The 14,748-nt window shown below is 31.9% G+C and carries 14 protein-coding genes; 11 read left to right on the top strand and 3 right to left on the bottom strand.

Going from position 1 to position 14,748, the window contains the following annotated elements; all coding sequences use genetic code 11:
- Window positions 1-361: 361 nt before the first annotated feature.
- From sgtB to KA845_RS11555, 5 genes are all read left to right on the top strand, one after another.
- Complete coding sequence (gene sgtB / locus KA845_RS11575) at window positions 362-1,168, top strand: monofunctional peptidoglycan glycosyltransferase SgtB (RefSeq protein WP_002509974.1); 807 nt, start codon at window positions 362-364, stop codon at window positions 1,166-1,168.
- Between the two features lie 213 nt (window positions 1,169-1,381).
- Window positions 1,382-2,200, top strand: coding sequence for a recombination regulator RecX (recX, locus tag KA845_RS11570; protein WP_002509975.1), 819 nt, complete (start codon window positions 1,382-1,384; stop codon window positions 2,198-2,200).
- Window positions 2,178-2,492: a YfhH family protein gene (locus KA845_RS11565; RefSeq protein WP_002509976.1), complete on the top strand. Its 315-nt coding sequence runs from the start codon at window positions 2,178-2,180 to the stop codon at window positions 2,490-2,492. The genes recX and KA845_RS11565 overlap by 23 nt, the downstream gene beginning before the upstream one ends.
- Before the next feature lie 14 nt (window positions 2,493-2,506).
- Window positions 2,507-4,039: an ATP-binding cassette domain-containing protein gene (locus KA845_RS11560; protein WP_002509977.1), complete on the top strand. Its 1,533-nt coding sequence runs from the start codon at window positions 2,507-2,509 to the stop codon at window positions 4,037-4,039.
- A 9-nt stretch (window positions 4,040-4,048) separates the two neighbouring features.
- On the top strand, window positions 4,049-4,891 hold the full coding sequence (locus KA845_RS11555) for a sugar ABC transporter permease (RefSeq protein WP_103388402.1): 843 nt from the start codon (window positions 4,049-4,051) through the stop codon (window positions 4,889-4,891).
- Window positions 4,892-4,925: 34 nt separating this feature from the next.
- Here KA845_RS11555 and KA845_RS11550 read toward each other — a convergent pair whose 3' ends face one another.
- The gene (locus KA845_RS11550) at window positions 4,926-5,903 is read right to left on the bottom strand and encodes a metal-dependent hydrolase (protein WP_210128111.1); all 978 of its coding nucleotides are present in this window, start codon (window positions 5,901-5,903) and stop codon (window positions 4,926-4,928) included.
- A 120-nt stretch (window positions 5,904-6,023) separates the two neighbouring features.
- Between KA845_RS11550 and mutY the strand changes: the two genes are divergently transcribed.
- The 3 genes from mutY (at window position 6,024) to KA845_RS11535 (ending at window position 9,630) form a co-directional block, all read left to right on the top strand.
- Window positions 6,024-7,064, top strand: a complete 1,041-nt coding sequence (mutY, locus tag KA845_RS11545; protein ID WP_103388403.1) for an A/G-specific adenine glycosylase — start codon at window positions 6,024-6,026, stop codon at window positions 7,062-7,064.
- Window positions 7,065-7,137: 73 nt separating this feature from the next.
- Window positions 7,138-7,680, top strand: coding sequence for a nucleoside tri-diphosphate phosphatase (gene ntdP, locus KA845_RS11540; protein WP_002509981.1), 543 nt, complete (start codon window positions 7,138-7,140; stop codon window positions 7,678-7,680).
- A gap of 213 nt (window positions 7,681-7,893) precedes the next feature.
- Window positions 7,894-9,630, top strand: coding sequence for an ABC transporter ATP-binding protein (locus KA845_RS11535; RefSeq protein WP_002509982.1), 1,737 nt, complete (start codon window positions 7,894-7,896; stop codon window positions 9,628-9,630).
- Between the two features lie 41 nt (window positions 9,631-9,671).
- Here KA845_RS11535 and KA845_RS11530 read toward each other — a convergent pair whose 3' ends face one another.
- Window positions 9,672-10,766: an FUSC family protein gene (locus KA845_RS11530; RefSeq protein ID WP_002509713.1), complete on the bottom strand. Its 1,095-nt coding sequence runs from the start codon at window positions 10,764-10,766 to the stop codon at window positions 9,672-9,674.
- Between the two features lie 68 nt (window positions 10,767-10,834).
- Complete coding sequence (locus KA845_RS11525) at window positions 10,835-12,124, bottom strand: glutamate-1-semialdehyde 2,1-aminomutase (protein ID WP_103388404.1); 1,290 nt, start codon at window positions 12,122-12,124, stop codon at window positions 10,835-10,837.
- A gap of 80 nt (window positions 12,125-12,204) precedes the next feature.
- Here KA845_RS11525 and bcp point away from each other — a divergent pair, with 80 nt between their 5' ends.
- The 3 genes from bcp to perR all read left to right on the top strand — a co-directional run bounded on the left by bcp (window position 12,205) and on the right by perR (window position 14,168).
- A complete protein-coding gene (gene bcp / locus KA845_RS11520; RefSeq protein WP_002509715.1) occupies window positions 12,205-12,660 on the top strand; it encodes a thioredoxin-dependent thiol peroxidase in 456 nt (151 codons plus the stop codon).
- A 6-nt stretch (window positions 12,661-12,666) separates the two neighbouring features.
- On the top strand, window positions 12,667-13,617 hold the full coding sequence (locus KA845_RS11515; protein ID WP_103388405.1) for a phosphoglycerate dehydrogenase: 951 nt from the start codon (window positions 12,667-12,669) through the stop codon (window positions 13,615-13,617).
- Between the two features lie 95 nt (window positions 13,618-13,712).
- Window positions 13,713-14,168, top strand: a complete 456-nt coding sequence (gene perR / locus KA845_RS11510; RefSeq protein ID WP_002509717.1) for a peroxide-responsive transcriptional repressor PerR — start codon at window positions 13,713-13,715, stop codon at window positions 14,166-14,168.
- Window positions 14,169-14,748: the final 580 nt, after the last annotated feature.

Genomic DNA, 14,748 nt, shown 5'->3' with positions numbered 1-14,748 from the left:
AGTGATCACAGAATGTGTACAAAAAAAACTGCCAACAAAGTTGTAAACTTTATCGACAGTTTGAAGAGGCTGGGACAATATTGATTGTCCTAGTCTTTTTTCATATGGGCAGTAGCTGACTGCATTGAAAATGCGCTTTAAACCAAGCTTTTTTCAACGCTAGTCATCCTTGCCGGGGTGGGACGACGAAATCATTTTTTCAAAATCAGATTTCTGTCCCACTCCCTTTTGTTAACAATGCGTCTGATTGATGACTCGGTTATACACCCTTGGTCTGATTTTTTAAAGAATATGTAGATAATACTATAAAGTATTGGTAAACTCACATATAATAAGGTGAGTTTAGTAAAGGAGTCAGTGCATGAAAAGAAGCGAACGCGTTAAGAACAAGTCAAAAGATAAACCAGTTTCTAATATGCCTTACCATAACACATATTTTGAACCGATTAAAAAAAACAAGAAAAAGAAAAAAAGCAAAAGTTTAGTTACAACGATATTGCTTACACTAATTATTTTATTAGGGCTGTTTGTAGGGGCAATGTATATGTTGTCTTTGCGCGCAGATGTCGAAGATTTAACTGCAATTGAAGATAAATCTACTTATGTGCCAGTAGACAATATGCCTGATTATACAAAAGGAGCATTTGTGGCTCTTGAAGATGAACGCTTTTTCAAACATAGTGGATTTGATGTAAAAGGTACTTCTAGAGCATTGTTCACGACAATTAGTGATCGTAATGTGCAAGGCGGTAGTACGATTACACAGCAAGTAGTAAAAAATTATTACTATGATAATGAACAAACACTCACGAGGAAAATAAAAGAATTATTTGTAGCACATCGTGTTGAAAAACAATATAGTAAAGATGAAATTTTAAGCTTCTATGTTAATAACATTTACTTTGGTAGTAATCAATATACTATTGAAGGTGCAGCTAACCATTATTTCGGCACTACAACAGATGAAAATAACGTTAACTTGCCTCAAATATCAGTTTTGCAAAGTGCGATATTAGCTAGTAAAATTAATGCACCAAGTGTATATGACATAAATGATATGTCCGATAATTTCACCAATAGGGTGAAGGTAACCTTAGAAAAAATGAAGCAACAAGATTTTATTACAGATTCACAATATCAAGAGGCTATCCAACAATTAGGAGTATAAAGGAATATCTATGACAAACAACATTAAAAATATAGATATGATAATGTATCAAATAATCGAGTAGCTTTTGATTAAATTAACATAAACGATTTTGTATTTGAGCGGTATAGCAGTCAAATTGATAAAGATTTGATTACTGTGTCGCTTTTTTGATATCACTATAATTCCAAAAGCAAGATATATGCGTTATGCTAAGAAAATGGAGTGAGAATAATGCCGAAAATTACGAAAATAGAAGTACAAAAGAAAAACAAAGAACGCTTTAATTTATTTTTAGACGATACTTTCGAAATGGGTATTGATATTAATACGTTGGTCTATTTTAATTTGAAAAAGGATGATGATGTTGATGCTGCTACGATGCAACAAATTCAACAATATGAGCAATACAGGCAAGGTGTTAATTTAGCAATTCAATATATTTCCTATCGTAAACGAACTGAAAAAGAAGTAAGTCAATATTTAATAAAGCAAGAAATTGCTGAAAGCGTCGTAGCGCAAGTTATAGCATATTGTTATGACGAACGCTTAATTGATCATGAAGATTATGCAGAGAGCTTAAAAAATACGATGATTCAAACAACTGATAAAGGTCCAGAAGTATATAAACAAAAATTATATCAGGCAGGCATTGAAACATCGATAATTGATAGCTATACAGATTTATATACGCAGCAACAACCTATAGAGAACATTGTCAAAACGGCTCAAAAGATTATTAACCAGAAAAAAGGACCTATCGTAAAACAGAAAGAGAAATTAACTCAATCGATGTTACAAAAAGGCTATACATTCGATACGATTTCAACAATATTGAATGAACTTGATTTTAACACAACTGAAGAAACGCTAGACAATTTATTGCAAGGTGAATTAGAGAAGGTCTATAATAAAAATCGAAGAAAATATGATGGTCAAAAAGTCATTATGAAAACTATAGAAGCTCTTATGAGAAAAGGCTATAAATATGATAAAATTAAAAGTAAACTAGAAGAGAGTGGTATCACAGATGGAACAGAAGAAATTGAGTGAAATGAGTGAACCTGAGTTACGTCATGAAATTCAAGGGTATAAAGAAAAGATGAGAAAAGCCGAAATGAACGGTATATACAATGAGTATGATGTTTACCAAAGTAAAGTGATTATAGCAGAAAGTTACTTAGTAGACAGAACTAAAATTGAACTCGGCAAAATATATAAATTAAACGATGGAAGCAACAATTATTTTAAAGTTGAACGTTTAAAAGGAGTCTTTGCGTGGGGCTTTAGAATCAATAGTAGCGAACCGGAAGAAGGATTACCTGTAGCATTATTAAAATTGTAGAAGGATGAAGATAGATGGGCAGCTCAATTATTTTAAAGTTACTGAATGTAACACATTACTATAGAAATAAGAAGTCTAAGAAGTGGTATAAACCTTTTGGATATGGTGCTGATGACATTGAATTAAATAATATCTCACTACATATTTATCAAGGTGAAGCATTAGGAATAATTGGTGAGCCAGGTGCATCAAAATCGTTGATAGGTCGTATTTTAAGTGGTGAAATAAAACCTGATAAAGGAAAGATTAATAGTAAAAAACCAATCTTTTTTGCAGATGTTGAAGACCGTAAATTACAGCACATTACAGTATCAGAGTTTGTAGCTGAAACACTTCAGCTTTTCCCATATAAAATCTCCAATCATAAAGCAGATCAAATTATGCAATATGCAGGTGTTGCTACACATGCTGAAGAAACTATTCAAACCTTAACTAAAGGTGAATATGCACAACTCCTCTTTACTTTAGCGCGTACATCGCAGGCTGATGTTATTATTTTCAATCAAGTTTTAACACATTTAAAAGATGATTTTGTAGAGAAAGCCATTGCATTAACAGATGAATACATAAAAAATAATCAAACTATTATTATGATTGATGATGATGTCGATAAAATTGCACAAACTAGTAATTATATTGCATGGATTTCCCACGGACAATTGCGCATGGAAGGATCAGTAAACCAGGTTATTCCAGCATTTAGGGATCACGAGAAAGATAGGTTATCGTTACAAACAGATGAAGAAATTGCCAATTTTGATGTCGATTGGAAAAAGAATCGTACGAAGATGCCTGAACTTACTTATAATTTCAAAAGGGTCGAACGTTATAAACATGCTAAACCGCCACTAGCCATAACTCGTTTTTGGACATTATTAATTAGTTTTATTGTAGCTGCTGTCTTTATGGCATTATTAATGTTTAATGACGTTGGTAGACTCCAATTTGCTCAAAGTATTAATCAAGAAACTATTCAAAACCAAAAAAAGGATCCAATTGAAGAAAAACTTGCATATGGTATTGTCTTAGAGCAATCAGTTACAGCAACAGGAATTGGACATAAAGACGAAGTTAAATTAAAGCCGTATAGTTTTTTGACAATTACAGGGGAAAGTTCTAAAGCATATCGCATTGTGATTGATAATAAAAACTACAAATTAAAAAAAGGTGATGTCAGATATTTTGACCCAGCAGGTTTATTTGAATCTCATGATGCGAAAGAGTTAGCACCATATATGCAAAAAAACTATATTAATTACTATGAATATTTTAATAGCCACTTACATAAAAAACATAGTAAAGTCACAGATACATTGGTGCCTGAAAATAATAAAGATAACCGTTTTGTTGTACCTATAGTGTCTCAGCCAATTTCAATGGTGTTTAATGACAATAATAATTTAACTGGTTTCGTTTATCCGATAAAAAATGAAGAAAAATTAAAGGATAAATTTGATATTGATACTAAATTATGGATCGTAAAATCAGGCGACGGATATTTTATGGCAGATTTAACAAATAATAAATGGATTTATATTGAATTGTAGGTGCAAAGGATGATAGATAAATTAATAAATTATAATAAAAAAATTCCTAATTTAATCAACAGTGCACTCTCGTATCAAAAGAGACAATGGAAATGGTTAGTGGTTCCTTTTATATGTAGTTTGCTCTTATTGTTAGTATTAATGGTAATTTTTAACATTAATAATACCGAGGATTTACAACAAGCAAGATGGTTCTTTAGGCTATCTGCATTTGTGACATTTGGATATGTAGCAGTAGCCATTTATTTGAATTATAAACGCTACGTTAGAGTTTATTACACTGGTAAAATGTTCAACATTTCTCCTATAGTAGAAATAATTATTAATACGATAGTGTGGTGTATACTATTATTAATTTTACTAGTTATATTTATATTTAGTACGCCAATAAATATAGAAAGTTCATTTATAACGACTTTATATTTTGTAATTATGGCAGGAATTTTAATTAGCGTAATATCAATTATTATGGGACTTATTACTGTTTTAATGTTCAAATTAGATACGTTGTTTTATATTTGTACTGCAATTACATTTTTTATAGTTCCAATTATTTTTATACCGACTACAAAGCCTTCGATTTTAATGCATATTTTAATGTTAAACCCGGTATTTTATGTTGTAGAAGGTGTGGCTCAATCTGTAGTGTTTGGGGCAATAAGTTTAAACAATGTGCCATATCATTTTTACTTTTACTTTGTAATCGGCATATTATGTGTGTTGGCTTATGCATTAAAGCGTAAGGTGGCGCATGCGAAATATAATTTTCGATATAAAGTTGAACAAAACACAAAAAAAGAAGATGTTAGTTCAAACGACAAAGTAACGACTTCAGAAACATCAACAGATTAAAAAGGCTATGCGTCAATATAGACGCATAACCTTTTTATTTTGCAAATAATTTACGTTGTAGTTTATCTTCACTAAAGACCCAACCTATATAAGAATGCTGAATTGTCATTTCTTTATCGAGAAGGACAATCGCAACAAAGGAATAGTGGCCATTTTTTAAATATCGTAAATCTATTAATCGAATTTCCATGCTACCATCAGCTAAATGTTTAGTTTCCCAGCGGTAAATTGAAGAAAAATTAAGGAAAGTTTTAACATTTTTATCATGTTTAACGTAATCCATTAAATTATTACTTGGTAATGAATGGCGTTTTACTTTTTCGCTAAATACTACGTTTCTACCATAACTTCTTCCTACATAATCATACACATCTGTTTGAATACCAACTCGCCACTCCATAAATCTGATTGTAGGAGCCACAAAAACTTTTACTAAATTGTGTTCTTGTTTGATTTGGCGTAACGCAGTTTGTCTAATAGCTTTTTGCATTTTAAAACGAATGATATAATAAATCACCAAAATTAAAAAGATTGGGAAAAAAGCCCAATATGGATGTACTCCCATTCCCCATACTACGATACCAAGACACCATAAGATAAATATAATTGGATCAAATGTATTTATCACGCTTAGTTGAATCCATTTATTGGTTATTGGCCGTAGTGCCTGAGTACCATATGAATTAAAAATATCTACAAAAACATGTAAAAATACCGCGAGTTGTGCCCATAACCAAACATGAGTAGCATCAACATTACTAGAAAATGTAAAAACAAGTAATGTGATAAGTAGAGGCCATAAAATAGTGAAAGGTATTGAATGTGTAATGCCTCTATGGTTTGATATATAAGTGGCATTATCTTTCAATTTAAAAACGGTATCGCTATCTGGTATTAGGGATCCAGCGACTAGTGTTGTGGCAGTAGCTGCAAATGACCCTGCCATGGCTGGGTCTTGAGTTGCTAGTGCTGTTAAGCCAATCCCCATGACGATATGTGTACCTGTATCCATATAAGTCACTCATTTCATACATATTTCTTACTATTATATATTATAATTCATCGTAATGAATAACAAAAAGCTAAACTATTGATTTTAATTAATTTTAAACTAGAGAAAGAGTTGTGTTTTATGTATAACGAAAAACGATTCAAAAACAATCTATTGCAATGGTTTGATACAGAACAACGAGCTATGCCTTGGAGAGAAACTAAAAATCCGTACTATATTTGGCTGAGCGAAGTTATGCTACAGCAAACACAAGTTAAAACGGTAATCGATTATTATTTAAGATTTATAGCTCGTTTTCCTACAATTCGTGATTTAAGCGAAGCACATGAAGATGAAGTGCTAAAATTATGGGAAGGACTAGGTTACTATAGTAGAGCGCGTAATTTCCATACCGCAATACGAGATGTACACCAAAATCATAATAGTGAGGTGCCAATGGATCCTAAAACGTTTGGAGCATTAAAAGGTGTTGGGCCATATACACAAGCAGCAGTTATGAGTATTGCCTTTGATCAGCCACTCGCAACTGTGGATGGCAATGTGTTTAGAGTTTGGTCACGATTGAATAACGATACACGTGATACAAAATTACAAACGACAAGAAAAGCCTATGAAGCGGAATTAGCACCTTACGTACAACAAAGCGCAGGTGATTTTAACCAAGCAATGATGGAATTAGGAGCTATGATATGTACACCTAAAGCACCTTTATGTTTATTTTGTCCAGTACAAGAACATTGCGAAGCTTTTGAACAAGGAACTGTAGCGGATTTACCAGTTAAAACAACGAAAGTTAAAAAGAAAGTTATCAAACAACATGTATATTTAGTGAAAAATGAATTCAACGAATACTTAATTACTAAACGTAAAGCAAACTTATTAAATAATATGTGGCAATTTCCGATGTATGATATAGAAGATGAGCACAGTTTAGAGAGTGACATAGGCGTAAATATTAATTTCTACAAGCAATCAAGTTATCAATTAAAGCATCAATTCACACATTTAACTTGGGATATTAAAGTTTTTGAAGCAAAACATATAGTCCATAAAGAAGATATAACATTAACTGCAGATATGGAATGGCTAGATTTAAACCAAAAAGATAATTATAACTTTCCTGTTAGTATGACTAAAATTTATCAGTTTTTGAGAGAATAGCGATTATTTCGCTGACTTAACGCTACTTATGTTATAATCTGAATTGTGAAATTAAGTTAAGGTGGTGTGGAGCATGGTAAAAGAGTCCATACCTAAAGAAGGTCAGACTATTAAAATTCAAAGTTATAAACACGATGGCAATATTCATCGTGTATGGTCTGAAACTACTATATTAAAAGGTACGGATCATGTAATTATTGGAGGAAACGACCATACACTTGTTACAGAAAGTGATGGTAGAACCTGGATTACACGTGAACCAGCAATTGTATATTTTCATTCAGAATTTTGGTTTAATGTTATTTGTATGTTTAGAGAAGATGGTATTTATTATTATTGTAATTTATCGTCGCCATTTGTTTGTGATGAAGAAGCATTAAAATATATAGATTATGATTTAGATATTAAAGTTTATCCAAACGGCAAATATCATTTGTTAGATGAAGATGAATACGAACAACATATGAACCAAATGAATTATTCATCGGATATTGATAAGATATTAAGAAGAAATGTAGATATTCTACAACAATGGATCGAACAAAAGAAAGGTCCATTTGCGCCAGACTTTATTAAAGTGTGGAGAGAACGTTACAAAAAAGTAAGAAACTATTAAGCAGAAATAGTGTTTTTAATGTAAAAATCATTTATAGTGTTATAAGTATTCAAATACATTGCACAATAATATTAATTATTATTTGAATTAGATGAGTGATATTAGGTGTAACAACGATGCTTTTATACTTATGACATATTAGAAGCAGCCTAGTTGGAAATATTCAACTTGGCTGTTTCGTTTGTTACTTTTACTAGAGGGGGGAAACGCATCATGATTCGCAGATATTTAGAATTTGTGAAACCATATAAATGGCGAATCATTGCAACTATTCTTATTGGTATTATTAAATTTGGTATACCGATGTTAATACCATTGTTAATTAAATTTGTGATTGATGATGTTATTAACAATAATGCTATTACCAATGATGAGAAATTTATAAGACTTGGAATTGCAATGGGCATTGCGATTTTCATTTTTGTTATTGTCAGACCGCCAATAGAATATTTAAGACAATATTTAGCACAATGGACAAGTAACAAAATCTTATATGATATTCGTAAAAAATTATACGATCACTTACAAGCTCTGAGTTCTAGATTTTATGCTAATAATCAAGTAGGACAAGTTATCTCTCGTGTGATAAATGACGTAGAGCAAACTAAAGATTTCATATTAACTGGGCTAATGAATATTTGGTTAGATTGTATAACGATTTTAATCGCGTTATCCATTATGTTTGTGCTCGATGTGAAATTGACATTAGCAGCGATAGTTATTTTCCCGTTTTACATTCTGACGGTCTATTACTTCTTTGGTCGTTTAAGAAAATTAACACGTAAAAGATCACAAGCATTAGCTGAAGTTCAAGGATTTTTACATGAACGTGTACAAGGAATGCCAGTTATTAAAAGTTTTGCTATCGAAGATAATGAAGCTCAAAACTTTGATAAACGGAATGTGCATTTTTTAGATCGAGCATTTAAACATACACGATGGAATGCTTATTCTTTTTCAGCTATTAATACTGTAACTGATATTGGACCGCTTATTGTAATTGGTGTGGGTGCTTATTTAGCAATTACAGGTTCGATCACTGTCGGAACATTGGCAGCGTTTGTTGGTTATCTAGAACAACTTTTTGGTCCTTTACGTAGATTGGTATCATCATTTACGACATTGACGCAAAGTTTTGCATCTATGGACCGTGTATTCCAACTTATTGATGAAGATTACGATATAAAAAATAAAAAGGGTGCACAACCATTAGAAATTAAACATGGTAATATTCAACTTAATAATGTAAGTTTCAAATATAATCATGATGAAGCTATGGTGTTGGAAAATATTAACTTAGATATCAAACAAGGTGAAACCATCGCTTTCGTAGGTATGAGTGGTGGCGGTAAATCAACATTGATTAATTTAATACCACGTTTTTATGATACAACATCAGGTAGTATTGACATTGATGGTGTGAATATTAAATCTTATTTAACAGGTAGCTTAAGACATCAAATTGGATTAGTGCAACAAGACAATATTTTATTCTCAGATACTATTAAAGAAAATATACTATTAGGGAAACCTGATGCTTCTGAGGAAGATGTGATTGAAGCGGCTAAAATGGCTAACGCGCATGATTTTATAATGAATCTGCCTAAAGGTTACGATACAGAAGTTGGTGAAAGAGGGGTAAAACTTTCAGGTGGTCAAAAACAACGTGTATCTATTGCGAGAATCTTTTTAAATAATCCACCTATTATTATTTTAGACGAAGCGACTAGTGCTTTAGACTTGGAAAGTGAAGCGATTATACAAGATGCATTGAATGTATTAAGTGAAAATCGGACAACGCTTATTGTAGCGCATCGCTTATCTACTATTACCCATGCAGATAAAATTGTAGTTATGCAAAATGGTCATATTGTTGAAACAGGTACGCATCAAGAATTATTGGCTAAACAAGGTGCTTATGAACACTTATTTAGTATCCAAAATTTATAACAGATAATAAAAAGACCTCTGAATTATCAGAGGTCTTTTTATTATAAATCAAAGTCTTCATCTATAAGCTCTATTTCATCGTCACTTCGATGATATGAAAAGAAACTTATACGTAATCTATCTAAATGCTCTAAGCTATATCGATATTCTTCGATAGCGGAAACAATTTGCATAATATTAGCAAACGAATATGCAGTTTGATATGGGTTTTTAATGATTTCTTTTTGAAAAGCATCAATTAAGTTTTTCTTTTGAGGATTTTCAATTTGTGTATCACTAATACTCGCATCATAACGTGCTTTTTTAGATAAACTGATAAATATTTGTTCATGAAATGATGTTAAACTATCTATTTCTAACTTTATTTGTAACAGCAAATCATTACTTAAATTATAAAGATCATTTTCATAGCGATTCATACGTTTTAAAACTTCATAGGCTTGTTTGGTGCTTCGAACTACTTCTTTAAAGAGTATTTTTTTGCGGTTTTGCGCGAATGCATGTTTTTTCATTAATGGTTTCTCTTCTTCATAATACCCGAAAGTTTGCTCCAGTTTGCTAATGCGGTTACTGATTAGGCTTCTATCTTCTTTAATGTGATGATATTCAGACGTATCATTTAAGACCAATTTTAACCATACAAAAATATCTGTCGAAATATTTAGTGCATTGTAATAAATTTTTGATTCGAATTTTGGTGGTAAGAATACAAAATTGACTAAAGAAGAACTAAGTACACCAATCATAACAAGAACAAATCTGAAAAAAGCAGATACATAGAAGTCACCAGTGTGCTGTCCCATAATAATAAGTGCGGTTACACTTGCTAATGTTGCAACATGAGCTAAATTAAATCTAAATAAAATAGCGATAAGTAAAATGACAGTTACACCCATAATGATAAAGTTATTGCCAAATACCGTGACCATGGCTACGGATAAAATAGCGCCAATCACATTACCGATAGCTTGTTCAGATACCGTTTTGATAGAGCGATATACGCTAGGCTGCATAGCGACTACAGCACTGACACCGGCGACTGCTTTTAAACCTGCTTCATCAGGTAATAAAGAAGCGATAGCCAAAGCAAGTATAATTGATATACCTGTTTTTATAATACGAGCTCCTAATTTCAAGAATTACCGCTCCTTTAAAAAATATTTAATTACACTATTTATACAATGATTAGCAAGAAAATTCAAGTTTATTTCATTTGACTAAATGCATTATCGACAGCTTTTAACGTTGTATCTATATCATCTTCAGTATGTTCTGTAGTTAAGAACCATGCTTCAAATTTAGAAGGAGCTAAATTAATTCCTTGGTGTAACATCAATTTGAAAAATTGTGCAAATGCTTCACCGTCTGAGTTTTCGGCTTGATCGTAATGGGTAACCTTTTCGTCTGTGAAATAGAGTGTTAGTGCACCATATACTCTATTTACCGTAGCAGTTATACCATGTTTAGTAATAAGTTCATTTAACCCGCTTTCTAGACGTTGTCCTAATTGGGATAGTTTATCATAAACACCATCTTGTTCTAAAACTTCTAATAATGCTATACCAGCTTTCATTGATAGAGGGTTACCGGCCATAGTTCCTGCTTGGTAAGCTGGACCTAATGGTGCTACTTGTTCCATAATATCTTGTCTGCCACCATAACCACCGATTGGCAAGCCACCACCGACAATTTTTCCAAAAGCAGTTAAATCTGGATATACTTGATATAAATCTTGTGCTGCACCGTAATGGAAACGAAAAGCGGTAATAACTTCATCATATATTACGAGTGTGCCATTATCATGAGAAATTTTATTTACTTCTTCTAAAAATCCTGGTTGAGGTTCGACCATACCGAAGTTACCGACTATTGGTTCTACTAATACACATGCTACCTCATCACCCCAATAATCAATTGCTTCTTTATATGCATCAAGATCATTATATGGTACTGTTATTACTTCTTTTGCTACACTTTCTGGTACACCAGCTGAATCTGGAGAGCCAAGTTGTGAAGGGCCGCTACCAGCTGCAACTAACACAAGATCTGAATGACCATGGTATTGTCCAGCAAATTTAATAATTTTATTACGCTTAGTATAGGCACGTGCGACACGAATAGTTGTCATTACAGCTTCCGTTCCAGAGTTCACAAAGCGGATTTTTTCTAAAGAAGGGATAGCTTCACGTAGTTTTTTTGCAAAATCAATTTCTAATCTAGTTGGTGTACCATATAGTACCCCTTTAGCAGCTTGTTCTTGAATAGCTTTTGTGATGTGAGGATGTGCATGACCAGTAATAATGGGACCATATGCTTGTAAATAGTCAATATATTTATTGCCGTCCTCATCGATTAAATAAGCACCTTGTCCTTCTTGCATTACTACAGGTGCACCACCACCCACAGCTTTGTAAGAACGAGAAGGTGAGTTAACACCACCTAAAATATAATCATTAGAAAACTGCTGAAGTTTTTCACTTTCAGTGAATTTCATTAATATCAACCTCTTTTAATTTAATATTTTCGTCTATTATCGTATCATAAAATTAATAATATGAAGAAATAGGTGAGTCTATGTTACAAAAAGGAGATCAATTTCCACAATTTGAATTAGAAAATCAAGATGGAGAACTCGTTTCTAATGAAACATTAAAAGGAAGTAAGGCAATATTATATTTCTATCCTCGAGATAATACGCCTACATGTACCACAGAAGCATGTGATTTTAGAGATAATATTGAAGATTTCAATGATCTTGATGTCAAAGTGTACGGCATAAGTGCGGATTCTAAAAAGAAACACCAAAATTTTATCAATAAACATAATTTAAACTTTGATTTACTCGTAGACGAAGATTATCAACTTGCGAATGCCGTTGGTGTTTATCAACTTAAAAAATCATTTGGTAAAGAATCAATGGGAATTGTCAGAACTACATTTATAATAGACGAAGAAGGTATCATTATAGATGTTATTGAAAAAGTAAAAGTTAAAACACAAATGGAAGAGCTTAAAACAATTTTGGGGTGAGTCAATATGAAGGCAGTGAGTTTGAAGCGGTTAGGGCAAATGGAAGAAGTACTTATTGATACTTTTCCGACCGTGGACTTTGTCTTTACAGAAGGTGTATCTGCAATTTCTATCAATGATAGGAAAACATTAGATATATTATTTGGTCATGATAGTAGCTTGGATGAAACTTTCTTACAAGAATGTCCAAACCTTAAATGGTTGGCATGGTACTCAACTGGAGTGAATAAATTACCACTAGACTATTTAAGTAAGAATGAAATAGTAGTGACAAACGGTAAAGGTGTACATGCTAAACAAATGTCAGAGTTTATTATAGGTTACTTATTGGCAGACTATAAAAAAATGAGAACTTCCTATATTAATCAACAACAGCATAAATACGATTCTAAGTTAACCGGTAAACGATTAAATGGAGAAAGTATACTCTTCATCGGAACGGGTAGCATTGCTCAAAAAACAGCCAAAGTAGCTCAGGCAATAGATATGAAAGTTTTAGGGGTTAATACTACAGGCAAGACAGAAGATTACATTGACTATGTCTATCCAATAACGGAGTTGGAACAAGCATTAACTACAGCTGACATCGTCGTTAACTGTCTACCAGAAACTTCAGAGACAATACATCTATTAACAAAAGAACACTTTGAAATAATGAATGACCATACGCTGTTTATGAATGTTGGACGAGGAACAATTGTAAAACATGAGGTATTAATTGATGTCTTAGAGCAAAAACTAATTAGACATGCCTACCTTGACGTTTTTGAGCGAGAGCCATTACCAGCAAATGATAAATTATATGAATTAGATAATGTAACACTTACAGCACATATTACTGGTAACGGTACAGAGAATGCTGAAGATATAACAGAAATATTTAAAAAGAATTTACAATATTTTCTCAATTATGGAAAAATAATTGAGAATCAAGTAGATCTGAAAAAAGGATATTAATAAGGAATAAAGGAATAATATTGACATTGTGCGTGCCTAACAGTTATATTAATATTAAGTAATAATAATTATTAAATAGAAAGATGGTGAGGAAAATGAGTGCAGAAATGGAAACTATCGAACATCAGCTAGAAGATTCGATTGCTTCGTTGAGAACAGCAGGCATCAGAATTACGCCACAAAGACAAGCAATACTGAAATTTTTAATTTCAGCCGAAACACATCCGACAGCTGATGAAATATACCAAGCACTTTCACCTGATTTTCCTAATATAAGTGTTGCTACAATATATAATAACTTACGTGTTTTTAAAGATATCGGTATAGTAAAAGAATTAACTTATGGAGATTCATCAAGTAGGTTTGATTTTAGTACACATAATCATTACCATGTGATTTGCGAAAAGTGTGGTAAGATTGTGGACTTTCACTATCCTCAACTAGATGAAGTTGAACAATTAGCCCAACACGTAACTGAATTTAATGTATCGCATCATCGCATGGAAATTTATGGTGTATGCAAAGCATGTCAAAATGAAGAAGAAAAATAAATAATAAAAGAGAGGTGATAAAAATCACTTCTTTTTTTTTGTTTATAGCTAAATACTACAATAGTAACAATAAATGTGAAATGTAATAAACAGTAGGCTGTGAAATTTACACAATAATACAAATATATACATTTAAAAAATAATACGTAATAGATATAGTAATATTAAACATAATTTAATAAGAAAATCGATTGACGTTCTATTGTAATCTTGATATTATATAAAAGTCGTCAAAACAAGACGCACCGACGAACAGTTCAAAACATTAAATAAATTTACAAAGTGTAAATTTGGTACTTGTGAAAACGAAGTGAACGTTATAGAATATTAAATGTTGAGTTAAGAAAGAAACAAAAATTTAAAAAATAAAAAAATAAATTTATTGTTGACTTAACAAAAACTTAATGTTAGAATAAATTCTTGTAACGCAATAAATGAACATTGAAAACTGAATCGCAATATGTCAACGTTAATTCCAAACACAACGACAACGATCGTTGGTTTAAACGTGTTAGAGATAACACACAATTAGTATTTATGAGCTAATCAAACATCATAATTTTTTATGGAGAGTTTGATC

It is taken from the genome of Staphylococcus sp. GDX8P114P-2 (assembly GCF_017892945.1).
Taxonomy (GTDB): domain Bacteria; phylum Bacillota; class Bacilli; order Staphylococcales; family Staphylococcaceae; genus Staphylococcus; species Staphylococcus arlettae.
The sequence above is the reverse complement of the archived record's forward strand: the minus strand, read 5'-3'. Positions and strand labels throughout refer to the sequence as shown.

Coding starts and splice junctions, on each gene's coding strand:
- KA845_RS11565 (WP_002509976.1), top strand. CDS start 2,178: ATGGAACAGAAGAAATTGAGTGAAATGAGTGAACCTGAGTTACGTCAT.
- perR (WP_002509717.1), top strand. CDS start 13,713: ATGAGTGCAGAAATGGAAACTATCGAACATCAGCTAGAAGATTCGATT.
- KA845_RS11560 (WP_002509977.1), top strand. CDS start 2,507: ATGGGCAGCTCAATTATTTTAAAGTTACTGAATGTAACACATTACTAT.
- KA845_RS11525 (WP_103388404.1), bottom strand. CDS start 12,124: ATGAAATTCACTGAAAGTGAAAAACTTCAGCAGTTTTCTAATGATTAT.
- KA845_RS11555 (WP_103388402.1), top strand. CDS start 4,049: ATGATAGATAAATTAATAAATTATAATAAAAAAATTCCTAATTTAATC.
- recX (WP_002509975.1), top strand. CDS start 1,382: ATGCCGAAAATTACGAAAATAGAAGTACAAAAGAAAAACAAAGAACGC.
- bcp (WP_002509715.1), top strand. CDS start 12,205: ATGTTACAAAAAGGAGATCAATTTCCACAATTTGAATTAGAAAATCAA.
- KA845_RS11550 (WP_210128111.1), bottom strand. CDS start 5,903: ATGGATACAGGTACACATATCGTCATGGGGATTGGCTTAACAGCACTA.
- ntdP (WP_002509981.1), top strand. CDS start 7,138: ATGGTAAAAGAGTCCATACCTAAAGAAGGTCAGACTATTAAAATTCAA.
- mutY (WP_103388403.1), top strand. CDS start 6,024: ATGTATAACGAAAAACGATTCAAAAACAATCTATTGCAATGGTTTGAT.
- KA845_RS11535 (WP_002509982.1), top strand. CDS start 7,894: ATGATTCGCAGATATTTAGAATTTGTGAAACCATATAAATGGCGAATC.
- KA845_RS11515 (WP_103388405.1), top strand. CDS start 12,667: ATGAAGGCAGTGAGTTTGAAGCGGTTAGGGCAAATGGAAGAAGTACTT.
- sgtB (WP_002509974.1), top strand. CDS start 362: ATGAAAAGAAGCGAACGCGTTAAGAACAAGTCAAAAGATAAACCAGTT.